The sequence below is a fragment of the Pseudomonas sp. UBA4194 genome, from assembly GCF_002379585.1.
Taxonomy (GTDB): Bacteria; Pseudomonadota; Gammaproteobacteria; order Pseudomonadales; family Pseudomonadaceae; genus Aquipseudomonas.
Window position 1 is genome coordinate 25,858 of sequence record NZ_DFUE01000020.1, and the last position, 26,807, is coordinate 52,664.

The following is a 26,807-nucleotide window of genomic DNA, read 5'->3' on the forward strand; positions in this document are numbered from 1 at the left end:
CTCGGCTATACTGCGCGCCCTTTCTGCCCCACAGCATTCCCGGAGTCACCATGTCCGATCGCCCAGCCGTCCCCGACCACGTTTCGCCCGACGAGCTGGGCGCCGATGACGCGGTGAAAATTCCGGCGTTCAGCTTCCCGTTCAAGCCCGCCGCCTTCGCAGCAGCCAAGAAGCAAGGCGCGCAGTACCCGGGTGCTGGCAAGTCCAACCATGACAAGACGCCAGGCCGTGCGCCGAACGGCACCCGTCGGTCCATGGGCAAGCGCTGATTCCGGCCGACGTCGCAATCCGGCCGGGCGGCCGGCGGCAGCCGCTCTAGAAAGCCACTGACAGCAGCACCCACGGCTGGTCATAATGCCCGCACCTTTCCTGTCGGAGCCTTATGCCGTGGCCGTGACGCAAGCCATCCTGCCGATTTTCCTGCTGATCATCGTCGGTTACCTGCTGAGTCGACGCGGGGCGCTGACCGCGGAGAACAACAAGGCTCTGGGCAATCTGGCCTTCAAACTGTTCATGCCCATGGTGCTGTTCACCGGTATGGCCAAGGCGCCGCTGCACGATGGCCTGAACATGACCGTTCTGGTCGCGTATTTCGTTCCGGCGTTGGCGGTGTTCGCGTTGGTCAACCTGGTGATCCATCGCTATGCCGGGCATCCCACGCCATTCGGGCTTACGGCCGCGTTCGGCAACAATGCGCTGATGGGCATTCCCCTGGTGGGTGGCTTGTTCGGTAGCAGCGGGCTGGTGCTGCTGTTCACCGTGCTCGCGGTGCACAGCCTGCTGCTGTTCAGTTTCCAAAGCCTCTATAACAGCCTGGCCGGCAGCGAGCCGTTCAATGCCCGAACCCTCACCGGCAGCCTGGCCAACCCGATGATCATCGGCCTGCTGCTGGGCGTGCTGCTGAACCTGTCCGAACTGAGCCTGCCGGGCTGGGCCGATCACTTCACCACCTGGCTGGCCCAGGCAGCACTGCCCTGCGCATTGATCGTGCTGGGTGCCAACCTGGCCGGTTACCGACTGCGGCCTAGCCCGGAAGCCATCGGTATCGCCCTGGCCAAGCTGATTGCCCTGCCTGCCCTGGTACTGCTGGCCTGCATGACCCTGGGGGTCACTGGCGTCGCCCGCGGCGTGCTCGTGCTGATGGCGGCCAACCCCTGCGGTGTCAACGTGCTGGGCTTTTCGCGAACGCTGGAGGACAGCCAGAAAACCAGTTCGGCGATCTGCCTGTCGACGCTGCTGTCGGCGCTGACCCTGCCTTTGTGGATGTGGATCAACCTGCAACTGGCCTAGGCAGCAGGCATCCTGAGCATGGGGTATGATCCAGCTGTCTTCAGCCGTGCAAGCGTACCCTTCGGATGCCCGCGACACCCCCTACCCTGCAAACTCTCGCCGCCCTGCCCTGCGTGCTGGCCGGCCCCATGCTGCGTCGTCAGGAACCGCAACGCCTGGTGCTTTGGCTGGTAGGCTCGCGCCCGTTGCCGCTGACGCTGCACCTGAGCGGGGAACAGCTGCCAGCCATCGAACTGACGCTGGACGAGCAGCAATGCCAGGTCATCGCCATCGGCCGCGAAGCCTTCGTGCATCTGATCGATGTTCACCTCGACACCGCGTTGCCTCGGGATACCCGTATCGACTATGACCTGCGGATCGACCACCAGCGCGGCATAGCCGACTGGGCCCCGCATCTGCTGTATGGGGACAAGCAGCGGCCGGATTTCGTGATCTGCTCGCGCATCGAACAGATGCTGCACGGTTCTTGCCGCAAGCCGCACCACCGTGCCGAGGAAGGTCTGTTGTGTGCCGACCGTCTGCTGGCCGCAGACGGCAGTGCCGCGCAGCGCCCGGCCCTGTTGATGATGAGCGGCGATCAGGTGTACGCCGACGATGTTGCCGGGCCGATGCTACGGGCCATCCACGCGCTCATCGAGCGCCTGGGCTTGTTTCATGAACACCTGGACGGCGCGGTGGTGGACGACAGCGCGGCGCTCTACGGACACGCGGCGAGCTATTACCATCGCGCCGATCTGCTGCCGGCGCTGCAAAGCAACGACACCCTGCGTGAGCGGTTCTTCGGCGGCAAGAAAAAGCCGATTTTCACCAGCAGTTCTGCCGACAACCATCTGGTTACCTTTGCCGAAGTCATGGCCATGTACCTGCTGGTCTGGTCGCCGACCCCTTGGACGTTGATCAACCCTCAAGCACCGCGATTGAGCGCCGACGAGCAACGGCGCTATGCGGCCGAGCAGTTCCATCTGGACACCTTCGTCGAGAGCCTGAATGGCGTGGCCAGGGTATTCGCACACCTGCCGTGCCTGATGATCTTCGACGATCACGACATCACCGACGACTGGAACCTGTCCGCCAAGTGGGAAGAGACTGCCTATGGCCACCCCTTCTCCAAGCGCATCATCGGCAACGCCCTGCTGGCCTATCTGTTGTGCCAGGGCTGGGGCAACAACCCGGATGCGTTCGGCGCCGTGCTGGAGCCATTCAAGGCACTTACAACGCCAGCGGCGGACCACCTGGACAGCGCCGCGCAGGACACGCTGATCGGCGATCTGCTCAGCTTCCAGCAGTGGCAATACGTCCTGCCGACCGAGCCTGCGCTGGTGGTACTCGACACCCGCACCCGACGCTGGCGCAGTGAATACAACCTGCATCAGCCTTCCGGGCTGCTGGACTGGGAAGCGCTGAGCGAACTTCAGCAAGAGCTCATCGACCACCCCGCCGCGATTGTCGTGTCACCGGCGCCGGTGTTCGGCGTCAAGTTGATCGAGACAGTGCAGAAGGTGTTCAGCTGGTGCGGCTTTCCGCTGTTGGTGGATGCCGAAAACTGGATGGCCCATCGCGGTGCCGCGCAAGTGATCCTCAATATCTTTCGCCACTCGCGTACGCCGGGCAACTACGTGATCCTGTCCGGGGACGTCCACTACTCGTTCGTGTATGAGGCGTTCATTCGCCATCGCCAGGGCGGCCCGCGCATCTGGCAAGTGACCAGCAGCGGTATCAAGAACGAGTTTCCGCGAAGGCTGCTGGACTGGTTCGACCGTCTGAATCGTTGGCTGTACGCGCCACGCTCACCGCTGAACTGGCTGACCAAGCGCCGGCGCATGCGAGTGGTTCCGCACATTCCTGAGCACAGCAAAGTCGGCGAGCGGCTGTGGAATTCTTCTGGGTTGGGCCTGGTAACGTTCGACGCCCAGGGTCGGCCATCACACATCTACCAGCTCAATGCCGACGGCCAAGAAGCTACGCGCTTCGTCGAGCCCGAACAGTCGCCACGATAACAGTGCCGCGATTCAGGGCGCCGCTGTGATGGCTGTGGAGACAAGGTGCGGCTTGGCAGCGGCTTTGCGATCTTCCCTGACGACCAGCTGCGGGCCCTTGGCACAGCGAAATTTCAAGCCTTTGCGCGGCGTCAACGCCGCCAGTTCCTGCACGCATTCTTCCTGGGTCGCATACACGTCCGGCCTGCGCTCCTGCACGCAGCCTTCCATCCCGCTGCAAATCGTCATTACCACGAAGTAGACACTCATCATGCCGACAGCTCCTTGTAATCGGTACGGGGACCCGGCGCGCACAGTCGCACTCGTCGCAAGACGCGGGCAGCACCAGGCACGTTAATCAGGGCACGCTAACTGGGGGTGGAACACTGGATGGGATGAGCGAAACGGTCGCTTTGCCGTGGCAGCAGGAGCGATTCTGCATGGGTGTCCGCACTGTAACAACGGCCCTAGGCCACCATCCGTCGGATTGGCGTCACATGCCGTTTCACTTCTGATAACTGGATGTAAGCCATTGTTTCTTATGTATTTTTAATAATGACGCCAGATTTTCGAACAGTGCGCACGATACAGTCTGAACGACCGCTATTTGACGACCTACGCCAAATATTTGGCTGCTTAACCGGGTGAGAACGGGGCCGAACAGCATCGGCCCCCAGCCCACTCAGAGAATGGGCTTGCCCCCCGTCACTGGATACCTCGATCCCGAGATGTAGCTGCTCTCATCCGAGGCCAGCAGCACGTAGATCGGCGCCACTTCCACAGGCTGACCGGGACGACCGAGCGGGGTCTCCTCGCCAAAGCTTTTGACGTCTTCAGGCGGCATGGTTGCCACGATCAGCGGCGTCCAGATCGGCCCTGGTGCCACACTGTTCACCCGGATACCGCGCTCACCCAACATCTGCGCCAAGCCACCGGTGAAGTTGGCAATGGCACCCTTGGTGGTCGCGTACGGCAGCAGCGTCGGCTTGGGCATGTCCGAATTCACCGAACTGGTGTTGATGATCGAGCTGCCAGCGGCCATGAACGGTAGCGCCGCCTTGCAGATGCGAAAGATCGCGGTGATGTTGATGTCGAACGTCTTGACCCATTCCTCGTCGGAGATTTCCTCCAAAGATTTATGGCTCATCTGAAAGGCGGCGTTGTTGACCAACACATCGATACGGCCAAAACGCTCGGCAGTCTTGCTGACGATGGCTGAGCAATGCTCGCGGTCGGCCAGGTCTCCGGGCAGAAGCAGGCACTGGCGCCCCGCCTCTTCGACCCAGCGTGCGGTTTCCTGAGCATCATCGTGTTCATCGAGGTATGAAATCGCCACATCGGCGCCCTCCCGGGCAAACGCGATGGCGACGGCCCGACCGATGCCACTGTCGCCGCCGGTGATCAAGGCAATCTTGTTGCTCAGCCGACCGGAGCCCTTGTAGCTGGTTTCGCCACAATCGGGGAGTGGCGACATCTTGCTCTGCTGACCGGGCACCGGCTGCTGCTGTGGCTCGAACGGCGGGGTGGGATAATTGGCCATGTCTTCCTCCTGGCGATATGGGCGGGGTTGCCCTGTTGGAAGTCGACTGGTTCAAAGCGGAATAAGTTTGATCTGATTGTTTCCGAGGGATTTGCAGTGGGGGGCCTCTCACCACGCCATGACCGAACAACATCCAGAGGAATCTCTCCGCGCCCCCTCTGTCACACCTATGGACACAGTTACACAACTCACCCGAAAGCCAGAGAGGCATCTATGAGCAACGTTGAACTGGAGAAAGAAGTACTGACCCGCCTGTTGCACGCCCACCCGGCGGGACTGGGCAAGGAAATCCTCGACAACTATCGCGGCGAAAAGGTGGTGGCCGGCATCATCAAGACCCTGCAGGAGAAAGGCCTTGTGCAAGGCCATCCGGTGTCGGTCGAGGACCATGAGCCCACCGTCGAATTCCCCATCAAGCTCAGCAGCGCTGGCGTCGAGGCGGCGAAAAAAGCCGAGGCGTGATCTTCGCCCTGCTCACATCCCGCTCTCTGTAGCCTTGGCGAAGATCAGGTGCAGATAGCGGCTGATGGGGTCGCCGTGAGCGTAGGCATTTTCCAGGCACTCCTGGGCTCGCCCCAGATGAACTCGAAGCCGACGCCGCACTTCAGCCTCGCCGCACAATGCAACGAAGGTTGATTTGCCGTCATCCTTGCCTTGATCCTTAGCGCTGTCGGGGCTGTGGTCCTGCAGGTCGTCGTAGAGCTGAAAGGCTTGCCCCAGCTCCATGGCGAAATTCTGCAGCACCGGGCGCACGAATTCCGGCGCTCCGCTGATTAGATACGCCATGTCCATGATGGCGCTGAACAGCACTCCGGTTTTCAGGTTGTTGGTGGCCGCGATCTCATCCGCCGTGCGCGGATGCAAGCCCTCTCGCAAATCCTGCAGTTGCCCGCAGGCCAGACCATGAACGCCAATCGCGTTGGCCATGATTGCTACCAATTGCGTACGCACCTGGGGCAGAACGCCTTGGATGGTTGCCACGACACCAAACGCGCGGGACAGCAACGACACCGCCGCAAGAATCGCGACGTCTTCGCCAAAGGCCAGGTGGGTCGTCACGTTGCCACGGCGCATCTGCGCATTGTCCATGCACGGCATGTCGTCGAGCACCAGAGAGGCCGCGTGGATCATCTCCACCGCGCAGCCCAGATCGAGCGCTGCCTGCTCGTCCCCACCCAGGCCGTTGGATGCCAGCATCAACAGGATGGGGCGCATGCGTTTGCCCGGCGCCAGTGCGCCATGGCGCATGGCAGTCGCGACCAGGTCCCGTTCATGGCTGGCCGCCGGCAACAAAGCGTCCAGGCGTGATTCCACCGTGGCGCGCATCTGCGTGAGCTGCTGTGTAAAGCCACTGTCGATTATCACGGACGAGTGTACTGTCATTGTTCCCTCTTTTATTTAAGGTCCCGCAGCAGCCGGAGGGTATTGGCGTTCGAGCATTCACAACGACAAATAATTCCAACCCTCGACCGGATCGATGCGGCAAGACCAGGTCCTGAAGGAACCACTGATTACCGCAGTTGCCTGAGCATGTGAATATGTACACACGTTATGCGAATATCCGCACAGGGTACAAGCCTCTACTTTCAGACAGACCGCACCGAGCAGCAAATGATTCCTGGCTAAGGAGCTGGCATGAACCACAGCGAGTTGAGTCAACGCAAGGATGACCATCTGGATATCGTTCTGGACCCGCACAAGGCGGGCACTCGCGCCAACGCTGGGTGGGACGCCTTCACCTTCGAGCATTGTGCACTGCCCGAACTGAAATTGGCCGACATCGACCTGAGCAGCTCGCTGTTGGGTATAGCCCTGCAAGCGCCCCTGCTGATCAGCTCCATGACCGGCGGCGCCTACCGGGCGGTCGCCATCAACCGGCACCTGGCCGAAGCAGCGCAGGCCCTGGGCATCGCCATGGGCGTCGGTTCGCAACGGGTCAGCCTGCAAACAGGCAACGATCAGGGCCTGACTCGCGAGCTGCGGCGCATCGCCCCGGACATACCGCTGCTGGCCAACATCGGCGGCGCGCAACTGCTGGAGGTTCAAGGGCTGGACCTGGCCCGTCGTGCCGTAGACACCATTGAAGCCGACGGTCTGATCATTCATCTCAATCCGCTGCAGGAGGCGGTGCAGGCAGGCGGTGATCGCGACTGGCGCGGCGTGCTGGAGCACATCGCCCAGGCCACGGCGCTGCTGGGGGTGCCGGTGATCGTCAAGGAGGTCGGCGCCGGCCTGTCGGCCAGCGTCGCCTCGGCGCTGGTCGAAGCCGGTGTGCAGGTCATCGATATTGCCGGAGCCGGAGGTACCAGTTGGGCCGCAGTGGAGGGCGAACGCGCCGCCAGCCCTGCCGACCGCGCGGTGGCGATGGCGTTCGCCGGCTGGGGAATTCCCACCGCCCACTGCCTGCAAAGCGTGCGCGCGGCGCTGCCCCAGGTTCGCCTGATTGCGTCTGGCGGGGTACGTGATGGTGTCGATGCGGCCAAAGCCATTCGCCTGGGGGCCGACCTGGTGGGGCAAGCCGCCAGCGTACTGCGTGGTGCTACCTTGTCCACCGACGCTGTGGTCGAACATTTCGAAGTCATCATTCGCCAGTTGCGCATCGCCTGTTTCTGCACCGGCTCAGCCAGCCTTGCCGCCCTGCGCCGCGCCCCGTTGCTGGAAACGAGCCTGGCGCCGGTGGCGGGTCGATGAGTCATTTCGGTGTCGTCGCTCCACCTTATTACAGTCATTTCCAGGCATTGCAGGCCCTAGCCGGGCAATTGCTGGAGCGAGGTCATCGGGTCACCTTCTTTCATCAGGCCGACGCAGCTCGCTGGCTGTCCGACCCTCGCATAGGCTTCTGCCCCGTAGGCCTTGCCACGCACCCTGCCGGCAGCTTGCAGCGCACGCTGCGCCGGGCGGCTCACCCGACCAGCCCATGGGGGCTGCGCCAGATCATCGTCGAGCTGGGCACCACCACGGCGATGCTCTGCGCCCAGCTGCCCCAGGCGCTGGCGGCCCACGGCGTGGACGCGCTGATCTGCGATCAGATGGAGGCTGCAGGTGGGCTGGTAGGCGAAAGCCTGGGTTTGCCGTTCGTTTCGGTCGCCTGTGCCTTGCCGATCAACCGCGAGCCCGGCCTGCCGTTGCCGGTCATGCCGTTCGCCTACGGGACCGAAGCGCGGCAGCTGCAGATGTACCAGGGCAGCACTCGGGTCTACGACTGGCTGATGGGACCTTTGGGCCAGCAAATCCATAAAGCCTGTCAGACCCTCGGCATTGCGCCACGGGATGCCTTGCATGACTGCCTGTCCCCCCTGGCACAGATCAGCCAGACCGTGACCAGCTTCGATTTCCCTCGCCGTGCCCTGCCCCCGCACTTCCATGCTGTCGGGCCGTTGCGCGTACCTGAGGCCGCCGCCCAGGGAGCGTGGCCCATCGACCCCACGCGGGCTTTTGTGTTTGCCAGCCTGGGCACACTGCAAGGTGAACGCATGGCAATGTTCCAGCGCATCGCCCAGGCTTGCCAGCGTCTCGATACGCAGTTGCTGATTGCCCACTGCGGGCATCTGAACAGTGCGCAGGAGCGACGCCTGGTGGCACGCGGCGCCAGCTGGGTCACTGACTTCGCGCCCCAACAGTGGGCCATCGAGCGAGCCGACGCGGTGGTCACCCACGGTGGCCTGAACACCGTGCTGGACGCCATTGCCCACCGCACGCCGATGCTGGTCATGCCCATTGCCTTCGATCAGCCCGGCGTGGCCGCACGGGTCAGCTACCGCCGCGTCGGCGTGCACCTGTCGCGCCATGCCCGTGCAGGCCGCATTGGCGAATCACTCAAAGGACTGCTCACCATGCCGATGCCCGGCTTCGAACCCATGACCGCCGAGCTGCAACGCTGCGGCGGCGCAGCCACGGCTGCGGCGATCGTCGAGCAAGCCGTGGCCGCACGGCGCCCGGTGATGGCGGGAGCCTGCCTATGAATCATGACCTGATCCTGGCCGGTGGCGGCCTGGCCAACGGCCTGATTGCCTGGCGGCTGCGCCAGCTGCGGCCCGACCTGGACGTCCTGTGCCTGGAACAACAGCCGCAGCTGGGCGGCAACCATACCTGGTCGTTTCACGACGGCGACCTGACAGCTGCGCAGCACCACTGGATCGAGCCGCTGGTGGTCAAACGCTGGCCGAGCTATCAGGTGCATTTTCCACAGCGCTCCCGGGTCCTGCACAGCGGCTATGCAAGCATCACCAGCGAACGCTTTGCCGAGGTCATCGGCCACGACCTGGGCCCCGCACTGCGCACCGGACAGAAAATCACGGAGCTGGGTCCGGAGCACGTACGACTGGCCAGCGGCGAGTACCTCAGCGCTCGCGCGGTCATCGATGGCCGCGGCGCCCAAGTCAGCCCCCACATGCGTCTTGGCCGCCAGGCCTTCCTTGGCCAATTGCTGCGGCTGCAACGTCCCCATGGCCTGTTGGCGCCGATCATCATGGATGCGCGGGTCAATCAGGGGGAAGGCTATCGCTTTGTCTATGTCCTGCCGTTTTCCGCCGATACCGTACTGGTAGAGGACACCCACTATGTCGATCAGGTCAGCCTGAGCACCGAGCAGCTGCGCGAACACATCGCGCAATACGTGCAATGGCAGGGCTGGCAGGTCGCTGAGTGTCTGCGCGAAGAACAAGGCGTGTTGCCCATTACCTTGGCGGGCGACTTCGACGCCTACTGGAACGCCGCCTTCGACCAACCCATGTCCGGGCTGCGCGCCGGCCTGTTCCATTGCACCACAGGCTACTCGCTGCCTTATGCAGTGCGTCTGGCCGAATGGTTCGCCGCCCAACCGCAGCAATCAGCCGCGGCGCTGCATCAGGGCCTTCGCCAACACGCCCAGGAACAGTGGCGCCAGCAGCGCTTCTATCGGCTGCTCAACCGTATGCTCTTCCTCGCCGGGCAGCCAGACAACCGCTGGCAGGTCATGCAGCGCTTCTATGGCCTGTCCGAACCCCTGATCGAGCGCTTCTATGCCGGTACCAGCCATGCTGCCGACAAAGCCCGCATCCTGATGGGCAAACCGCCGGTACCGCTGGGCGAAGCCCTGCGCGCTGCCCTCCAATATTCGCCCCAGCCAGACGAGAACCGCTCATGAGCCACAACAAAACCGCCATCGTGATCGGTGCGGGATTCGGCGGCCTGGCCTTGGCCATCCGCCTGCAGGCAGCGGGCATCCGCACCACCCTGCTGGAAAAGCGTGATCAACCCGGCGGTCGCGCCTACGTGTACCGCGACCAGGGCTTTACCTTCGACGCGGGGCCTACGGTGATCACCGACCCGAGCGCGATCGAAGAACTGTTCACCTTGAGCGGCAAGAAGCTGGCCGACTACGTCGAGATGCTGCCGGTGGCTCCGTTCTATCGACTGTGCTGGGAAGACGGCACGCAGTTCGACTACGCCAACGACCAGGCCAGCCTCGACCGCCAGATCCATGCCTTGAACCCCAACGACGTGGCGGGCTACCAACGCTTTCTGGCGTATTCCAAGGCCGTATTCGAGGAAGGCTACCTGAAGCTGGGCGCCGTGCCGTTCCTGTCGTTTCGCGACATGCTCCAGGCCGGCCCGCAACTGGCGCGGTTGCAAGCCTGGCGCAGCGTCTACTCGATGGTTTCGCGCTTCATCGAGCACGACAAGCTACGCCAGGCGTTCTCTTTTCACTCGCTGCTGGTCGGCGGCAACCCCTTCGCTACCTCATCGATCTACACCCTGATCCATGCCCTGGAGCGCCAGTGGGGGGTGTGGTTTCCCAAGGGGGGGACCGGTGCCTTGGTGCAAGGCATGGTCAAGCTGTTCCAGGATCTGGGCGGCACGTTGGAACTCAACGCCGACATCGCCGCCATCGACGTCGACAACGGCTGCGCCACTGCGGTACGGGCCAAGGACGGCCGCCGCTGGCAGGCCGATTGTGTCGCCTCCAATGCCGACGTGGTGCACACCTACACCGATCTGCTGGGCGCGCATCCTCGCGGACAGCAGGAAGGCAAGCGGCTCAAGAGCAAGCGTTTCAGCAATTCACTGTTCGTGATTCATTTTGGCCTGAAGCGACCGCAGCCGCAGTTGCAACACCACACCGTCTGCTTCGGTCAACGCTATCGCGGCCTGATCGACGAGATTTTCAAAGGCCCCGGTCTGGCAGAGGATTTTTCGCTCTACCTGCACGCACCCTGCGTCACCGACCCCAGCCTGGCACCCCCAGGCTGCTCCAGCCATTACGTGCTGTCGCCAGTTCCCCACCTGGGCAACGCTGAAATCGACTGGGCCGTGGAGGGCCCGCGCTACCGAGACCGCATTTTCGCCTATCTTGAGCAGCACTACATGCCGGGGCTGCGGGAAGATCTGGTGACCAGCCGCATCTTCACGCCCCACGACTTTCGAGATGAGCTCAACGCTCATCTGGGCTCGGCGTTCTCGCTGGAACCGGTGTTGCAGCAAAGCGCCTGGTTTCGGCCGCACAACCGCGACGCGCAGTTGGGCAACGTTTACCTGGTGGGCGCTGGAACCCACCCCGGCGCTGGCGTACCCGGGGTGATCGGCTCCGCCAAGGCCACGGCGCGCCTGATGCTGGAGGATCTGGGAGCATGACCACCGCTACGCCTGAAGACAGTGCGCTGATCGACCACGCCAGCCAGAGCATCGCGGTCGGCTCGAAGAGCTTTGCCGCGGCCTCGAAACTGTTCGACGAGCCTACCCGCCGCAGCGCGGTGATGCTCTACGCCTGGTGTCGACACTGCGACGACGTGATCGACGGCCAGCAGGCCGGCCACGATGCCGTACCGATCAGCCCGGCCGAGGCTCGCGTGCGTTTGGCGCGCCTGCAGGTCCAGACCCGGGCGGTGTATGCCGGCGCTGTGCTGACCGAGCCGGCATTCGCGGCGCTGCGCCAGGTGGTGCGCAAGCACCACATTCCCGAACGCCACGCCCAGGAGCATCTGGACGGTTTTGCAATGGACGTGGTCGAGCGCCATTACGCCAGCGTCGAGGACACCTTGAGCTACTGCTATCACGTAGCGGGGGTGGTCGGCCTGATGATGGCCAGGGTCATGGGGGCGCAGGATGAGCGGACCCTGGACCGCGCTTGCGATTTGGGTCTGGCGTTTCAGCTGAGCAATATTGCCCGGGATATCGTCGAGGATGCCAAGGTCGGGCGCTGTTACCTGCCCGCGCAGTGGCTGGCCGAAATGAACATCGACCCGCAGCACCTGACCGATCCGATCTATCGCCCGGCACTGGCGGTACTGGCCAAACGGTTGGTGGACATGGCTGAACCTTACTACCGCAGCGCCCATGCCGGCCTGCCCGCCCTGCCCTGGCGTTCGGCCTGGGCGGTGGCCACGGCGGCTGCGGTGTACCGGCAGATTGGCGTCCAGGTGGTCGCTGCGGGGCCGCAAGCCTGGGACGGGCGGGTGTCGACCTCCAAGGTGCAAAAGCTTGGCGCGGCCCTGACCGGGCTGTGGCAGGCCGTTACTCGGCGTTGGCGGCGCTGGCCCGATCGGCCGACGGGCTTGTGGCAGCGCCCTCATCGGCCTTGCGCAGCGGCCCCTGATGCAAGTCGCGCAATTGAGCCCGCAGGCGAGCGGTAGAAGGCGCATAAAGGAAACCGAACGACACGCAGCGCTCCTTGCCCTCCACCGCGTGGTGCATCAGATGAGCCTGGTACAACCGTTTCAGATAGCCGCTGCGTGGCACGAGTTTGAGCGGCCAGCGCCGGTGCACCAGACCATCGTGAACGATGAAGTACAGCAGGCCGTAACCGGTCATGCCGGCGCCGATCCATTCCAGGGGATGGGCGCCCTGCGTGCCGGCGGCAATCAGAATGATCGCCAACACGGCGAACACCAACGCATACAGGTCGTTCTTTTCGAACCAGCCGTTGCGGGGCTCGTGGTGCGAGCGATGCCAGCCCCAGCCCCACCCATGCATCAGGTATTTATGGGCCAGGTAGGCCACCCCTTCCATGGCGGCCAGGGTAACGAAGAAGATCAGGGCATTGACGATCACGGCTATTCTCGGATCCATTCATGTAAAGGCATTCATGTAAACGCATTCATGTAAAGGAACGCATGTGCGGCCCTGAGGATAACCCGCGGGCCCAGGCCTGACCATTCCACCCATCTGCTGCGAATCGACCGCATCCTCAGCGCAAGCTCCAGGACACGCCCGCATACACCCCCAGACCATCGCCAGGGGTCGAACGGGCGGCGTCGAGGCCCTGATCGTCGTAGCCGGGGGTAACGGTACTGGCGTAACGCTCATTGGTCAGATTGCGCACATCCAGCCAGGTTTGCCACGATTCGCTGGGCGCGGCGTACCCCAAGGTCGCGCCGAACAGCGTATAGGGCGCGGCATCGTAGGAGTTGGCATAGTCCACCGCCACCTTGGAGGCGTGCTGCACGTTGATACCGGTATAGACGCCACTGGGGTGGCTATAGCGCAGTTCAGCCTGGTAATAGTGCACCGGAATACCCGGCAGCGGATTGGAACCGAAGCGTTGATCGTCCTCATAGTGGAAGTCGCTGAAGGTGTACGCCTGGCGCAGTGCCAGCTTGCCTCGCGCGCCGCCGTCCCACAGTGGGCTGTCCAACGCCAACTCTACCCCCTGGTGAATGGTTGGGCTGGCATTGCTTTCGCCAATGACCTGGGAAGTGGTGGCCGTAGCCGCCTGGGTTTCGACGCTGAGCAGCTCGTGGCGGACCTGGGAGTAGTACCACGCCAGATCCCACTGGCCGAACCAGGCTTGCCCACGCCCGCCCAGTTCCAGGGTGGTCGCGGTCTGGTTCTGAAGCTTCACACCGGCACGTTGCAAGCCTGTCGCGGCACCACTACCCGCCGGAAAATACAGGTTCGAACCCCAGATCATCGACCACGGGTGCGGCGGCTCTACCGAACGGCTGAGGTTACCGAACACCTGAAGATCGGCCCGATAGTCATAGCGCAACCCCAGCCGCGGGGCGTAGTCCCAATCGTGCAGGCTGGTGCGATCGCTGTTGACCGGGTAGGTCACTTCGGTCTGCCGGCGGGTATAGATGGCGGCCAGACCGGTAGTCAGCCACAGATCGGGCATCAGCTCCAATTCGTTGCTCAGATGCAGCACATTGTCCGAGCCCAGATAGCTGTAATCCCGCGTTCGGGTACCCACCGGGTAACCGGCGGTATTGCCCACCGGCGTACGTACATGTTCCGACACACCGCTGTTGGGCAGCGCCGTGGTACTGCGAAAACCCACTGTAGTCTTGCTCTGATGGCCGAACAGCAAGTCGTCACGACTGTAATCCAGAGTGGCGCTGACATCGGTGTAGGCTACCTTCATGCGATTGGTACCCTCGCGCAGGTCCATGGGGTAATCGTGATACACCAGGCCGGCGACCACCTTGGAGCTGTCATCCAGATGCCAGGTGGTCTTGTTGGCAATCCAGGTACTGCCCGGCTGCAGCCGCTTGGAATCGCGAGCAACGTTGACTGCACTGGCAGCACGGGGATCATGGCTGATCTGGTAGCGGGTGAGCCGACCCGGCGTGTCGTTGTCGGTTTCGCGGTAGCGAAAGTAGAAACGCGTTTCCAGTTCGGGGCTGAACCGATAACCGAAATTTGCTGCAACGCCCTGGCTGCTGCCGGCGCTGTGGTCCTGATAGCCGTCGTATCTAGAGTCGGTAAGCGAGACATAGTAGTCGGCATCGCCCAGCACTTGTCCTGAGCTGATCTGGCGCTTGGTATAGCCGTGGCTGCCGGCTTCATAGCGCAGCTGCAAGCGCGGCGCGTCGTAGCCGGTGTGGGTGATGTAATCGATCGCACCGCCCAACGCCAACGACCCACGATCGAATCCGTTGGCGCCGCGCAGCACTTCGACCCGGCTCAACCACAACGGCTCGAGCAATTCGTAAGGCGTACCGCCCGGGCCGGTCAGTGGCAAGCCGTCGAACATCTGGTAGATCCCGGACGCATGGGCACCCGGTCCGCGGTTGATGCCCGAGCCGCGAATGGATATCTTCGCCCCCTCATTGTTCGCGGCCTTGGCGTATATCCCAGCCTGGTACCTGAACAGGTCCTCATTGCCAGAGATACGCCCCGACGCCACTTCCGCCATATCCACCAGGTTGCTGGCGCCCGGGATCGTGTGCAACGCGTCCTGCGCGGCCTGGATCTCGCTGTAGTCTTCCCCGCTGACCTCCACCGACGGCAACTGCATGACCTGCACCTCGGCGGCCTGAGCCGAACCCACCATCACCCCGACGCCGAGCAGCGACCAGGCAAGCCGGCGAGAATGGGAAATCGGCCCAGCGCAACGGGGCACAGGCAAAGTGAGTGGACGCTGTTGCGGCATGTACGGTGATCCTTGAACGCTAAATAGGCACGGACGCGGCTCACCCCACGGCCGGGGGCCGAAAGGTGATGGTGTCGGAGAGGGATGGACGCTCGCCGCGGGCGTGCGAGCACATCAGCAGGCGCAGATTACGTCTGGCTGCAAAGAGTCTTCAGGTAGGTCTGACCTTTGGCCGTCAGGGCCAGGCGCGTCTTGCCTTCAGGCGTTACCCGAGTGATCACGTAACCCACCAGCATCAACGCGCGCAGCGCAAAGCCGTCATCACTGCCGAAGGCCTGCCAGTCGGCAGCCTCTATCAGGGTCAACAAGCGCTTGTAGTTGACTTGGTCTTCAGTCATCAATGGCCAGGCCTCGATTGCATCGGTTGGGGCGCAAATAGCTTACTCATAAATGGCCCCTGGCGTCTCCCTGCGCCAGGGCATCCGAACTCCGTCGGCGGCAGATCGTCGCACCAACCGATAATAATTGGACCTTTTTCTTCGCCATGGGCTCCATCTTGAGTCAACGCTGGAGATCACCATGGCAAACCCCACTCTGTTCATCATCGATTACCGACTTCACGGCGCCGAGAAGTCGTTCATCATCCGTCTACCCCAGCTCAACGCGGCCGATGCATGGCATTGGGCAAGCTGCGATGCCGGTGTGGGGATCATCCCCAAATTCGGTCGCGAGAAGATAAAGAAAGTCGGCAAGGCTGAAGCCGAGCAATATGGCATATCCGAGGTACGCTGGAGAGCCTCCGGACAGCCTGCAACGGCACCTGTAGGCGCTCAGACGCAGTTTTGAGGGGAACATCTGCATGGCGACCTAGTCCCATGCACATGATAAATCGGACCGAAGAACCTATTGCTTTGCCGACCGTTCTCCTGGTGGAGGACGACTGGGTCATCAGGGTATTGATACACGACATCCTTGAAAACGAAGCCTTCCACGTCGTGGCGTTCGAAACAGCCGACGAGGCCTGGACGTACCTGCACCAGCAGGCAGGCAACGTCGATCTGATCTTTTCGGATATTCACATGCCTGGGTCTCTGGACGGCATCGATCTGGCCAACCTGGCGTACCGGCGCTGGCCCCACATACCCATGATCCTGTCTTCCGCCGTGCGCGGGCAGCAGCGACTGGATTCAGGGTGTGTGCCCATCTTCGTGCCCAAGCCCTGGCACTCTCGCGAAATCGGCATGGTGTGTCGCAGGGCGCTGGCCGATCGCAAGGCCCAGCGTAGAGCCGCTGCCCAGGTGTCGGACCCGACCTTCTCTCTCAAAGACTGACCGGCCCGTCGGGCCGGTCGGTGCTCATCGGCTTATTTCGCCAGATCGGCTTTCAAGCGTTGGCCAGCATAGGCTTGTGCCTGCTCAGCCTTTTCAACCACTGCCGCGGTCCCGAAGAACTCGTGGGTCACGCCCGGGTAGACCTTGCGCTCGACACTCACCCCCGCCTTGCGCAGCGCTTGCTCCAACTGCGCGCCATCGTCACGCAATGGATCGATCTCGGCATTGATGACCGTCACAGGTGGCAGCCCTTGCAGATTGGCGTGGACCAGGTCGATCCGCGGGTCCTTGGCATCCGCCGGACTGGAGGTAACCTGCGCAATGAACCACAACATCATTGGTCGGTTGAGCGGCATGGCATCGGCGTACTTGAGGTACGACTCGGTATCGGTGTTGGATTGTGCCACCGGATAAACCGACAGCACGTGCTTGGGCGCCGTCAGGCCAGCCTTGTGCGCAGCGACAGCCGTCGCCACGGCCAGATTGCCCCCCGCGCTTTCCCCCGCCAACGCCAGGCGCTTGGGGTCGCCGTTGAGGGTGGCCGCGTTGCTCGCCAGCCAACGGTAGGCCGCCAGCGCATCATCGTGTGCAGCGGGGAATTTGTTTTCCGGAGCCCGGCGATAATCGACCGAAACCACTACAGCGTTGGCTTGTTTAGCCAGGCCGCGTGCACCGCCGTCGTATACCTTGCGATCGGCAAACACCCAGCCACCGCCATGGAAATACAACACGACCGGAAACGGCCCACTGCCCTCTGGGGTGTAGACAGTTGCCGGCATGGCGCCGCCAGCGCCCGGTACGGTGGTTTCTCGGGACGTTACGCCCGGCACCAGGGCGGTGGGCGTGCTGTCGCGCTTCTGGTCGGCAAGGACGCCCTTGACCGCATCTGCCATGGTGGGCTGCAACCGCGCTTCGGCCGGGGTGATCTTCTCCACGGCCTTGGCATCGAAGCTGGCGAATTTGTTCAGCACCGTTTGCATGTCCGACTCAGTGCGGAACAGGCTTTTCGTACCGCTGACCGCCAGCTCTGACACTGAACGCTTTTCGGGGTCACGAGCACAGCCTTGCAATGCCACCGCGACACCGATGACCGACATTGCGACAAGCCATTTGCGATGGTTCTTTATCATTCTTGTTTCCTCAGCGATTGATTGACGTGGCCGACCTATTGGCGTGCTCACCAAATATCAGTCAGGACCTGCGCATCCATCGTTCAAGGAATGTTCAGCGACGCGGGACGAACGGTAGAGCGACTTCCCGCATGCTCACCGGCGGCACGTCGCTGATCGACTCAGGTGAACTACCAGAGCAGGGCTCCGTCATCTGCATGCAGGCGCTTGAAGACAGATGCCTTTGAGCGCCCCTGTAGGAGCGGCCATACGTCGCGAATCAGCCCACGCAACAACAAAGGCATATAAAGACCATGCGAGCACTTACCTACCACGGCGCCCATGACGTCAAAGTCGACACCGTCCCGGACCCTACCCTGCAGGAATCCGACGACATCATTCTGAGAGTCACCGCGACCGCCATCTGCGGTTCGGACCTGCACCTGTACCGCGGCAAGATCCCTTCCACCGAACATGGCGACATCTTCGGCCATGAGTTCATGGGCATCGTCGAGGAGGTCGGCAGCGACGTGACGGCAGTGAGTCGCGGCGATCGTGTCGTGATTCCGTTCGTGATCGCCTGCGGCAGCTGCTTCTTCTGCAATCATGATCTGTTCGCCGCCTGCGAGACCACCAACACCGGGCGCGGGGCGATCCTCAACAAGAAAGCGATCCCGCCTGGGGCAGCGCTGTTCGGCTTCAGCCATTTGTATGGCGGCATTCCAGGTGGACAGGCGGAGTATGTGCGCGTGCCGAAGGCCAATACCGGGCCTTTCAAAGTGCCTGGCACCCTGGCTGACGAGAAGGTGCTGTTTCTCTCGGACATCCTTCCCACTGCTTACCAGGCAGTGAAGAACACCGAGATCGGCAGCGGCTCCAGCATTGCCATCTATGGTGCAGGTCCGGTCGGCCTGCTGTGCGCCGCCGTGGCACGAATGCTGGGCGCGGAGCGGATCTTCATGGTCGACCACCATCCCTACCGACTGGCTTACGCGCAGCAGACATACGGGGTCATACCGATCAACTTTGACGAAGACGACGATCCCGCCGATACCATCATCCGCCAGACACCCGGCATGCGCGGCGTAGACGGTGTGGTGGATGCGGTAGGCTTCGAAGCCAAAGGCAGCACCACCGAGACCATTCTGGCAACGCTGAAGTTGGAGGGCAGTAGCGGCAAGGCGCTGCGCCAGTGCATCGCCGCAGTACGGCGCGGCGGCGTGGTCAGCGTACCGGGTGTCTACGCCGGTTTCATCCACGGGTTCATGTTCGGCGACGCTTTCGACAAAGGCCTGACCTTCCGCATGGGCCAGACCCACGTTCAGCGCTACTTGCCAGAACTGCTCGAATGCATCGAGGGAGGAAAGATTTCTCCGGAGGCCATCATCACCCACCGGATGTCGCTGGAACAGGCGGCAGAAGGCTACAAGATATTCGACAAGAAGGAGGAGGACTGCCGCAAGGTCATTCTTACACCGGGCAAGGGCCACATCGAGGCACCGGCCACGGACATGATTGGGGGTATTCCGGCGCTGTAAACCCTCGCGCTCAACCCAGAGGCGAAACAGGTGCAGGCGGATAAAGGATGTGTCCCCGGCAGGAATCGAACCTGCATCTGAGCCTTAGGAGGGCCCCGTTCTATCCGTTGAACTACAAGGACATAGAGTGAGCGTACAAACCGCGCGCATTCTGATGGACAGCAAACACCGGACGGGCCACATGGACGTGGGCCGGCGGTGACGGACGGCGTGCATGTTAACGACCATGTAAGCGTTTGTCATGCTGTCAGTGGTTTTTTTGGCTTAGCGCCGTGCCAATTTTCTGTAACCGCGTGGCCGTCTGTCGTCTGACGTTACACAGGCCCTGTACGCCGCTGTTTTAAAGCTATCATGCATTTTGCAACGCGGTTTTTCCAAGCCATTGCATAATGCATGCACTGCTGACCTAAATTCGCAGCTAAACCACTGATTTTAAAGGTTTTTATTGCCATATTCAGGTTGGCACGGCGCCTGCTGTATAGAACCCTATGAACAGCGGTCATACAGACCTCCACCGCGCGGAGACAGCACGATGAATAGCGCCCTCTATGTCTTGAATGCTCTGGCTTTAGTCGCTCTGGTGTCGTTCCAGTTCCAGTCAAAAGCGGAAGATCCCGCGCTCATTCACGTTCACGCCGATCAGATGATGCCCCCGCCCATGGCGCGTGTGGCCAATATGACCAGCATCAACCCAGTCATCGCTGCACAAAGCGCCAGCGAGCCTGTTGCCCAGTACCGCACCGAACGCTATACATTCTAAGAGGCTGCCCATGTCCAGATCCGCCGTGACTTTCCTGCTGTTCGCCCTGTGTAGCTGGATTGGCGTCATGATGATGCCGGTCGCGGATCTGCTCGACACCACACTCAAGTTCGTTGGCGCCATTAGCCTGATCCTGTTCGTGCTGGCTCTTATCAAAGGCCGCAAGATCAAGTTCGACCCTCTGCTGCGCTGATGCGGCGAGGCGCTTACCTCGGTCAACCCGACCTTTTCCTGCCCCGATTCCCGGCAACGGCAGCGCTCAAGCCCCGCATTTCGTCAGCCGCTCAAATGAGTGCTAGCAAATGGCCCGGATGTCACTATGCTCACATTCAGGGTAGCTCGCACGTTGCTGTGCGCAGTGTGCACAAAACGGGTTAGAGCACCTCTCGAAGTCACTGGCAAGCCCGTGTGATTGCGAACGATTTTTACCAACCAGCGCACATTTCTGCTATTGAGTACTGGCTAATCGCAATTATTGGGATCACTATTTGTCACAGAATTGACGTCAATGATATGTCGTATTCAGGCATCATTGCCGCCGCTCTCAGCAAGCCAGGAACAAACTGCTGATTGGCGTGTCCTAACGGACATCCCGCGGCCTACTTCGAGAACCGCTCCCCCTGAACTTATCGGTCAACTATATGCGCCCATTGAAACAGGCTGTTTACTCCAGCCGCACGGCTGACAAATTTGTAGTACGTCTTCCCGACGGGATGCGTGAGCAGATTGCTGAGGTGGCCCGCAACCATCACCGAAGCATGAACTCCGAAATCATCGCACGCCTGGAACAGAGCCTGATCCAGGAAGGTGCCTTGGGTGAAGAGTTGAGCATGAAGATGGACAGTCCTGAACTGTCACTGCATGAGCGCGAGCTGCTCCAGCGTTTCCGCCAGTTGTCGCACCGCCAACAGAATGCGTTGGTCTCGCTGATCGCTCACGACGTAGAGGCTGCCGCCGAAGCTTCATGAACCGTCAGCCACAAAAAAGCCAGCTATCAAGCTGGCTTTTTTGTGGCTGACGGCTATGTACCGCCCTCCCCCTTTGACGATCAGCGCGTGATCACGCGATGGCCTCGCCACGGGTGCCCATCACTCTGTCGACCACTACGGCAACCGCAAGCACGGCCACCGACGGCACAAGCCAGGCCAGCCCTTGCTCACTCAGCGGCAGATGGGCGAACTGCGCAGGCAACCACTCGGCCAAGCCGGCGCCCTTGAGTGCATCCAACAATCCGAACAGCAGTGACACCAGCATGACCGGCGCCAGAATACGGCCCTGGGAATACCAGAACCCTGCACAGAAGCTCAGGGCTACCAACACGATGCAAGGCGGGTAGATAGCGACCAGCACCGGAATCGAGAATGCGATCAGTTTGGTCAGCCCCAGGTTTGATACCAACAGCGAAAACAACGCCAGCAGCACTACCAGTGTCTTGTAGGACAGAGGCAGAACCTTGCTGAAGTATTCGGCGCACGCACAGGTCAAGCCAACGGCAGTCACCAGGCACGCCAGGGATATCAGTACAGCCAGGAAGCCGCTGCCCAATCCACCGAAAGTGTGCTGTACGTATGCATGCAGCACCGCTGCGCCGTTGGACGCCCCCGCAGCGACCGCGTGGCTGCCCGAGCCGAGGCGGAACAGGCTGACGTAGACCAGCGCCAGGCCTACGCCGGCGATGAGGCCAGCGATGATCGCATAGCGTGTGATCAGTCGCGGCGATTCAACGCCCCGCGAGCGAATGGCATTGACGATGACGATGCCGAAGACCAGCGCCCCCAAGGTGTCCATGGTCAGATAACCGTTGATGAAACCCTGAGAGAACGGTGCGGCTACGTATTCTGGAACTGCATCACCGCTCGGGCCAACAGGCAACGCGAAGGCGGCGATACCCAGTACCGCCAATGCGATGATTTTCAGCGGCGCCAGGAATCGGCCCACGGTGTCGAGCAAACGGCCGGGGTACAGCGAAATGAAAAACACCAACAGGAAATACACAGCGCTGTAGATGAACAGTGCCAACGGGCTCTCGCCGGTCAGCGGTGCCAGGCCTACTTCGAAAGAAACCGTCGCCGTGCGAGGGGTTGCGAACAGCGGCCCCACGGCCAGATAGCACACCGCGGCCAGCAAGCCACCGGCGATCTTGCCGATCGGGCTGCTCAGCGCATCCATCGAACCACCCACCTTGGCCAGCGCAACGACTGTCACCACGGGCAAGCCTACAGCGGTGATCAGGAAGCCCAGCGCGGCCATCCATACGTGGGGCCCGGCTTGCAGTCCCACGAAGGGAGGAAAGATGATATTGCCAGCGCCCACGAACAGAGCGAATGTCATGAAACCAAGCGCCAGGATGTCCTGGCCTTTAAGCACTTTCATTGGAAGAGAACCACATCAATAGATCGGAATTGAGAGAGGTTTTCCCCATGGGTGAGGGAAAGACGGTGAGCCGGATGGGGGCGCAACCGTGTCTGCGTGACGCTGGCCTTGTGGGCGCGCTGGCAAAATGGCGGGTAGAGTAGCGAAATTGTGCAAATTTCGCACTGTTGCAGTGCGAAGTGTCCGCTGAGTGCACCTGGGTGTCGCATCGGTGCAATTCTCAGCGGAAACGTTACAGCTTTATCCTGGGAAGCTCTGCGTGGCAGAGCCCGGGATCACAGCGCCATGTCGGCCGCTGGGTTGCTTTCAGCTTTCGGCGCGGCTTGGCCTTCGATCGGGTTGGCAGCGGCGGCTGCCTGATCGATAACCGGTGGTGCCACTGCCAGTTGCAGAATCTTGGCGGTGTAGTTCCACTCTTTCTGCACAGCTTCAGGCGAGTTGTTCAGCGCAGTGCCATAGCTTGGCACGATCTGACGCAGCTTGGCCTGCCACTCCGGGGTTGCGACCTTGTCTTTGAACGCCTTTTCCAGCACGTTGATCATGATCGGAGCAGCAGTCGAGGCACCAGGCGATGCACCCAGCAGACCAGCAATGCTGCTGTCCTTGGACACAACGATTTCGGTACCCAGCTTCAGCACGCCGCCCTTCTCTTCATCACGCTTGATGATCTGCACGCGCTGACCGGCTTGCCACAGGCGCCAGTCTTCTTTCTTGGCGTTGGGGAAGTACTGCTTCAGCGCTTCGTAGCGGTCATCATCAGACAGCATGACCTGGCCTGCGAGGTACTCGATCAGTGGGTACTGTTCGATACCGACCTTGGTCATCGGCCAGACGTTGTGCAGGTTGGTGCTGGTCAGCAGGTCCAGGTACGAGCCGTTCTTCAGGAACTTGGTCGAGAAGGTGGCGAATGGGCCAAACAGAACCACGCGCTTGCCGTCCAGGACACGGGTGTCCAGGTGCGGTACGGACATGGGCGGTGCACCGGTGGATGCGATACCGTAGGCCTTGGCCATGTGCTGCATGGCGACGCTCGGGTTCTCGGTCACCAGGAACGAACCACCTACCGGGAAGCCACCGTATTCCTTGGCTTCAGGAATACCGGAGTCTTGCAGCAGGTGCAGGGCCGCACCGCCTGCGCCGATGAACACGAACTTGGCGTCGGTTTCGGTCTTGGTGCCGTCTTTCAGGTTCTTGTAGGTGACACGCCAGGTGCCGTCGTCGTTACGCGAGATGTCTTGCACTTCGCTGGACAACTGCAGGTCGAAGCCTTTCTGGCCTTTGAGGTGGCCAACGTACTGGCGAGTGATCTCGCCGAAGTTCATGTCGGTACCCAGCGGGCTCCAGGTGACGGCCAGCTTCTGATTGGGGTCGCGGCCCTCCATCATCAGCGGGACCCACTTCTTGATCTGCTCGTGATCTTCGGAGAACTGCATGCCAGCGAACAACGGGCTCGCCTTCAGCGCTTCATAGCGCTTCTTGAGGAACTGGATGTTGTTGTCGCCCCACACGAAGCTCATGTGTGGAGTGGAGTTGATGAACGAGCGTGGGTTCTTCAGAACGCCGGCAGTCACCTGGTGAGCCCAGAACTGGCGGGAGATCTGGAACGCTTCGTTGATCTCGATCGCCTTGGCGATCTGGACCTTGCCGTCCTTGTCTTCCGGGGTGTAGTTCAACTCGGCCAGGGCGGAGTGACCGGTACCGGCGTTGTTCCAGCCGTTGGAGCTTTCTTCGGCAACAGCGTCCAGACGCTCGACCATTTCCATGGACCAGCTCGGCTCCAGCTCGTTGAGCAGGACGCCCAGAGTGGCGCTCATGACACCGCCGCCAACCAGCAGCACATCGACTTTTTTCGCTTCGGCTGCTTGTGCCGACGCCATCCCGATGGACAGAGCCAGACCCAGCAGAGCCGTGTTCGCTTTCTTCAACATTCAGAATTTCCTAGGATAGAACGCCATCCGCCCGTCGTCCCTGTTCTTGAATGTCCCTGGCTCACGGGATGCAGCAAGGCACGCCAGCGTGTCGGACTTTCAGGAGAACGGGCGGGTGGACATACAAGGCCGGTAGCACGAACTCGACCTCACTTTCATGTCTCTCCTGCGGCTGACTTCTTGTTGAATATTGTCTTCAGCTACTTGAGTGACACTGAATCTTCGGGTCGCCCGAGGCGCCCCTACTGCAAGACTCAACTCGCTCGATACAACACACCAGCAGCGTCGTGTTGAACCGGAGAACCGATTCAGCCGACTGCGACAATCTGGCGGGTCGACATAGTACATGAGGGTCGCTATTGCAACCATCCCAAAGTCACATAAAGGCAGGCGCGGGATGCAACAATCGACGAATAACGCTGTCGCGATCAAATCGCGGACAAACAAAAGCCACCCGAAGGTGGCTTTTGCAACTGCAGCGTTCAGGCAAGCTGTGCTTACTTGACTGCCCAGCCAGTCAGCTCGGCCAGGGCCTTGCCGATGTCTGCCAGCGAACGCACGGTTTTCACGCCAGCGTCCTGCAGGGCCGCAAACTTCTCGTCTGCAGTGCCTTTGCCGCCGGAGATGATTGCACCTGCGTGGCCCATGCGCTTGCCCGGAGGAGCAGTCACACCAGCGATGTAGGACACAACCGGCTTGGTCACGTGAGCCTTGATGTAGGCCGCAGCCTCTTCTTCAGCCGAACCGCCGATTTCGCCGATCATGACGATCGCCTCAGTCTTCGGATCTTCCTGGAACAGCTTCAGGATATCGATGAAGTTGGAACCCGGGATCGGGTCACCACCGATGCCGACGCAGGTCGACTGACCGAAACCGGCGTCAGTGGTCTGCTTGACGGCTTCATAGGTCAGGGTGCCGGAACGCGACACGATACCGACTTTGCCTGGCAAGTGAATGTGACCTGGCATGATGCCGATCTTGCATTCGCCTGGAGTGATCACGCCTGGGCAGTTAGGGCCGATCAGGGTAACACCCAGCTCGTCGCACTTGACCTTGGCTTCCAGCATGTCGATGGTCGGGATGCCTTCGGTGATGCAGACGATCAGCTTGATGCCGCCGAACGCTGCTTCAAGGATGGAATCCTTGCAGAAAGGAGCAGGTACGTAGATGACCGAAGCGGTAGCGCCGGTGGTTTCTACAGCTTCTTTCACGGTGTTGAACACAGGCAGGTTCAGGTGAGTGGTACCACCCTTGCCTGGGGTCACGCCGCCAACCATCTTGGTGCCGTAGGCGATGGCTTGTTCGGAGTGGAAAGTACCCTGCGAGCCGGTGAAGCCCTGGCAGATGACCTTGGTGTCTTTATTGATCAGGACGCTCATTACTTGCCCTCCGCAGCTTTGACAACTTGTTGAGCAGCGTCGGTCAGGCTGGTGGCAGCGATGATGTTCAGACCGCTTTCCGCCAGTACTTTAGCGCCCAGTTCAGCGTTGTTACCTTCAAGGCGTACAACCACCGGGATTTTCACGCCGACTTCCTTCACTGCGCCAATGATGCCTTCGGCAATCATGTCGCAACGAACGATGCCGCCGAAGATGTTGACCAGTACGGCCGCGACGTTGGTGTCGGACAGAATGATCTTGAAGGCTTCGGTCACGCGTTCTTTGGTAGCACCGCCGCCTACGTCGAGGAAGTTGGCTGGCTTGCCGCCATGCAGGTTGACGATGTCCATGGTACCCATGGCCAGGCCAGCACCGTTGACCATGCAACCGATGTTGCCTTCCAGCGCTACGTAGTTCAGTTCGAACTTGGCAGCGTGTGCTTCACGTGGGTCATCTTGCGATGGGTCGTGGAAGCCCTTCAGCTTTGGCTGACGGTACATGGCGTTGGCGTCGATGTTGATCTTGGCGTCCAGGCAGTGCAGGTCGCCGTCGGCCTTGATCACCAGCGGGTTGACTTCCAGCAGGGCCAGGTCGTGGTCCTGGAACAGCTTTGCCAGACCCACGAAGATCTTGGCGAACTGAGCAACCTGCTTGCCTTCCAGACCCAGCTGGAAAGCCAGCTCGCGGCCTTGGAACGGCTGTGCGCCGACCAACGGATCGATGGTGGACTTGAGGATCTTCTCGGGAGTGTCGTGAGCGATCTTCTCGATGTCCACGCCACCTTCGGTGGAGGCCATGAACACGATGCGACGGCTGGAGCGGTCCACTACGGCGCCCAGATACAGCTCTTTGGCGATATCGGTGCAGGACTCGACCAGGATCTTGGTGACAGGCTGACCGTTGGCGTCAGTCTGGTAAGTCACCAGACGCTTGCCCAGCCATTGCTGAGCGAAAGCCTTGGCGTCTTCCTTGCTGCGAACCAGCTTTACACCACCAGCTTTACCGCGGCCACCGGCGTGGACCTGGGCCTTGACGACCCACTCGCTGCCACCGATCTTGTCGCACGCTTCTGCGGCTTCTTCGGGGGTGTCTACCGCGTAACCTTTGGATACTGGCAGGCCGTATTCAGCGAACAGCTGCTTACCCTGATACTCGTGAAGATTCATGCTTATTACCGTCTTCGTTAGGTACTGCGCTTTTCGGCGCTGCGCTTCAAGGTTGAAGTGCCGCGCCACCTGTGACTGCTACTCGCCGGTTGACCGGCGAGGTGAGTCCGACGGACGTTCCGCGGTGAG

The 26,807-nt window shown here is 61.4% G+C and carries 26 protein-coding genes and 1 tRNA gene; 15 read left to right on the forward strand and 12 right to left on the reverse strand.

Annotated features, from left to right (window positions below; translation table 11 throughout):
- Positions 1-50 precede the first annotated feature (50 nt).
- The 3 genes from B3397_RS05640 to B3397_RS05650 all read left to right on the forward strand — a co-directional run bounded on the left by B3397_RS05640 (position 51) and on the right by B3397_RS05650 (position 3,287).
- Positions 51-269 (forward strand): hypothetical protein, encoded by a 219-nt coding sequence (locus B3397_RS05640; RefSeq protein WP_296248051.1) that lies wholly within the window; start codon positions 51-53, stop codon positions 267-269.
- A gap of 118 nt (positions 270-387) precedes the next feature.
- Positions 388-1,290 carry an AEC family transporter gene (locus B3397_RS05645; RefSeq protein WP_296248141.1) on the forward strand — a complete coding sequence of 301 codons (903 nt, stop codon included), beginning with the start codon at positions 388-390 and terminating at the stop codon, positions 1,288-1,290.
- Positions 1,291-1,355: 65 nt separating this feature from the next.
- Positions 1,356-3,287: an alkaline phosphatase D family protein gene (locus B3397_RS05650; RefSeq protein WP_296248052.1), complete on the forward strand. Its 1,932-nt coding sequence runs from the start codon at positions 1,356-1,358 to the stop codon at positions 3,285-3,287.
- A 12-nt stretch (positions 3,288-3,299) separates the two neighbouring features.
- Here B3397_RS05650 and B3397_RS05655 read toward each other — a convergent pair whose 3' ends face one another.
- Entirely contained in the window at positions 3,300-3,539 is a 240-nt protein-coding gene (locus B3397_RS05655) for a hypothetical protein (protein WP_296248054.1), read from the reverse strand.
- A gap of 409 nt (positions 3,540-3,948) precedes the next feature.
- Positions 3,949-4,806 carry an SDR family oxidoreductase gene (locus tag B3397_RS05660; protein ID WP_296248056.1) on the reverse strand — a complete coding sequence of 286 codons (858 nt, stop codon included), beginning with the start codon at positions 4,804-4,806 and terminating at the stop codon, positions 3,949-3,951.
- Positions 4,807-5,019: 213 nt separating this feature from the next.
- Between B3397_RS05660 and B3397_RS05665 the strand changes: the two genes are divergently transcribed.
- Positions 5,020-5,268 (forward strand): hypothetical protein, encoded by a 249-nt coding sequence (locus tag B3397_RS05665; protein WP_296248058.1) that lies wholly within the window; start codon positions 5,020-5,022, stop codon positions 5,266-5,268.
- Between the two features lie 12 nt (positions 5,269-5,280).
- Here B3397_RS05665 and B3397_RS05670 read toward each other — a convergent pair whose 3' ends face one another.
- Positions 5,281-6,189: a polyprenyl synthetase family protein gene (locus tag B3397_RS05670; protein WP_296248059.1), complete on the reverse strand. Its 909-nt coding sequence runs from the start codon at positions 6,187-6,189 to the stop codon at positions 5,281-5,283.
- Between the two features lie 252 nt (positions 6,190-6,441).
- Here B3397_RS05670 and fni point away from each other — a divergent pair, with 252 nt between their 5' ends.
- From fni to B3397_RS05695, 5 genes are read left to right on the forward strand one after another with little or no spacing between them, the layout of a single operon-like run.
- Positions 6,442-7,497: a type 2 isopentenyl-diphosphate Delta-isomerase gene (fni, locus tag B3397_RS05675; protein ID WP_296248061.1), complete on the forward strand. Its 1,056-nt coding sequence runs from the start codon at positions 6,442-6,444 to the stop codon at positions 7,495-7,497.
- Positions 7,494-8,768 (forward strand): glycosyltransferase, encoded by a 1,275-nt coding sequence (locus B3397_RS05680; RefSeq protein ID WP_296248063.1) that lies wholly within the window; start codon positions 7,494-7,496, stop codon positions 8,766-8,768. The genes fni and B3397_RS05680 overlap by 4 nt, the downstream gene beginning before the upstream one ends.
- Complete coding sequence (gene crtY / locus B3397_RS05685) at positions 8,765-9,931, forward strand: lycopene beta-cyclase CrtY (RefSeq protein WP_296248064.1); 1,167 nt, start codon at positions 8,765-8,767, stop codon at positions 9,929-9,931. Before B3397_RS05680 ends, crtY begins: the two co-directional genes overlap by 4 nt.
- Positions 9,928-11,418, forward strand: coding sequence for a phytoene desaturase (locus B3397_RS05690; RefSeq protein ID WP_296248066.1), 1,491 nt, complete (start codon positions 9,928-9,930; stop codon positions 11,416-11,418). Before crtY ends, B3397_RS05690 begins: the two co-directional genes overlap by 4 nt.
- The gene (locus tag B3397_RS05695) at positions 11,415-12,416 is read left to right on the forward strand and encodes a phytoene/squalene synthase family protein (protein WP_296248067.1); all 1,002 of its coding nucleotides are present in this window, start codon (positions 11,415-11,417) and stop codon (positions 12,414-12,416) included. Before B3397_RS05690 ends, B3397_RS05695 begins: the two co-directional genes overlap by 4 nt.
- On the opposite strand, the gene B3397_RS05700 is transcribed toward B3397_RS05695, so the two are convergent.
- The 3 genes from B3397_RS05700 to B3397_RS05710 form a co-directional block, all read right to left on the reverse strand.
- Complete coding sequence (locus tag B3397_RS05700) at positions 12,298-12,852, reverse strand: sterol desaturase family protein (protein ID WP_414704347.1); 555 nt, start codon at positions 12,850-12,852, stop codon at positions 12,298-12,300. The genes B3397_RS05695 and B3397_RS05700 overlap by 119 nt on opposite strands.
- Positions 12,853-12,970: 118 nt before the next feature.
- On the reverse strand, positions 12,971-15,055 hold the full coding sequence (locus B3397_RS05705) for a TonB-dependent receptor family protein (protein ID WP_296248145.1): 2,085 nt from the start codon (positions 15,053-15,055) through the stop codon (positions 12,971-12,973).
- Between the two features lie 227 nt (positions 15,056-15,282).
- Positions 15,283-15,492: a hypothetical protein gene (locus B3397_RS05710; RefSeq protein ID WP_296248069.1), complete on the reverse strand. Its 210-nt coding sequence runs from the start codon at positions 15,490-15,492 to the stop codon at positions 15,283-15,285.
- A gap of 181 nt (positions 15,493-15,673) precedes the next feature.
- Here B3397_RS05710 and B3397_RS05715 point away from each other — a divergent pair, with 181 nt between their 5' ends.
- On the forward strand, positions 15,674-15,940 hold the full coding sequence (locus B3397_RS05715; protein WP_296248071.1) for a DUF6555 family protein: 267 nt from the start codon (positions 15,674-15,676) through the stop codon (positions 15,938-15,940).
- Positions 15,941-16,005: 65 nt separating this feature from the next.
- Positions 16,006-16,425, forward strand: a complete 420-nt coding sequence (locus B3397_RS05720; RefSeq protein ID WP_296248073.1) for a response regulator — start codon at positions 16,006-16,008, stop codon at positions 16,423-16,425.
- 32 nt (positions 16,426-16,457) lie between these two features.
- On the opposite strand, the gene B3397_RS05725 is transcribed toward B3397_RS05720, so the two are convergent.
- A complete protein-coding gene (locus tag B3397_RS05725; protein ID WP_296248075.1) occupies positions 16,458-17,555 on the reverse strand; it encodes an alpha/beta hydrolase in 1,098 nt (365 codons plus the stop codon).
- A gap of 293 nt (positions 17,556-17,848) precedes the next feature.
- Here B3397_RS05725 and B3397_RS05730 point away from each other — a divergent pair, with 293 nt between their 5' ends.
- Positions 17,849-19,072 carry a zinc-dependent alcohol dehydrogenase gene (locus B3397_RS05730; protein ID WP_296248077.1) on the forward strand — a complete coding sequence of 408 codons (1,224 nt, stop codon included), beginning with the start codon at positions 17,849-17,851 and terminating at the stop codon, positions 19,070-19,072.
- A 50-nt stretch (positions 19,073-19,122) separates the two neighbouring features.
- Here the strand turns inward: B3397_RS05730 and B3397_RS05735 are convergent.
- Positions 19,123-19,194, reverse strand: a tRNA-Arg gene (locus B3397_RS05735).
- Between the two features lie 410 nt (positions 19,195-19,604).
- Between B3397_RS05735 and B3397_RS05740 the strand changes: the two genes are divergently transcribed.
- The 3 genes from B3397_RS05740 (at position 19,605) to B3397_RS05750 (ending at position 20,800) form a co-directional block, all read left to right on the forward strand.
- Positions 19,605-19,832, forward strand: a complete 228-nt coding sequence (locus tag B3397_RS05740) for a hypothetical protein (protein WP_296248079.1) — start codon at positions 19,605-19,607, stop codon at positions 19,830-19,832.
- Between the two features lie 10 nt (positions 19,833-19,842).
- Positions 19,843-20,025 (forward strand): PA3371 family protein, encoded by a 183-nt coding sequence (locus B3397_RS05745; RefSeq protein WP_296248081.1) that lies wholly within the window; start codon positions 19,843-19,845, stop codon positions 20,023-20,025.
- A 448-nt stretch (positions 20,026-20,473) separates the two neighbouring features.
- The gene (locus B3397_RS05750) at positions 20,474-20,800 is read left to right on the forward strand and encodes an Arc family DNA-binding protein (protein ID WP_043190613.1); all 327 of its coding nucleotides are present in this window, start codon (positions 20,474-20,476) and stop codon (positions 20,798-20,800) included.
- 91 nt (positions 20,801-20,891) lie between these two features.
- Here B3397_RS05750 and brnQ read toward each other — a convergent pair whose 3' ends face one another.
- From brnQ to sucC, 4 genes are all read right to left on the reverse strand, one after another.
- Complete coding sequence (gene brnQ, locus B3397_RS05755) at positions 20,892-22,205, reverse strand: branched-chain amino acid transport system II carrier protein (RefSeq protein ID WP_296248086.1); 1,314 nt, start codon at positions 22,203-22,205, stop codon at positions 20,892-20,894.
- A gap of 275 nt (positions 22,206-22,480) precedes the next feature.
- Positions 22,481-24,133 carry a malate dehydrogenase (quinone) gene (gene mqo / locus B3397_RS05760; protein WP_296248088.1) on the reverse strand — a complete coding sequence of 551 codons (1,653 nt, stop codon included), beginning with the start codon at positions 24,131-24,133 and terminating at the stop codon, positions 22,481-22,483.
- 497 nt (positions 24,134-24,630) lie between these two features.
- Positions 24,631-25,512: a succinate--CoA ligase subunit alpha gene (gene sucD / locus B3397_RS05765; protein WP_296248090.1), complete on the reverse strand. Its 882-nt coding sequence runs from the start codon at positions 25,510-25,512 to the stop codon at positions 24,631-24,633.
- Entirely contained in the window at positions 25,512-26,678 is a 1,167-nt protein-coding gene (gene sucC, locus B3397_RS05770; RefSeq protein ID WP_049859858.1) for an ADP-forming succinate--CoA ligase subunit beta, read from the reverse strand. The genes sucD and sucC overlap by 1 nt, the downstream gene beginning before the upstream one ends.
- Positions 26,679-26,807 lie beyond the last annotated feature (129 nt).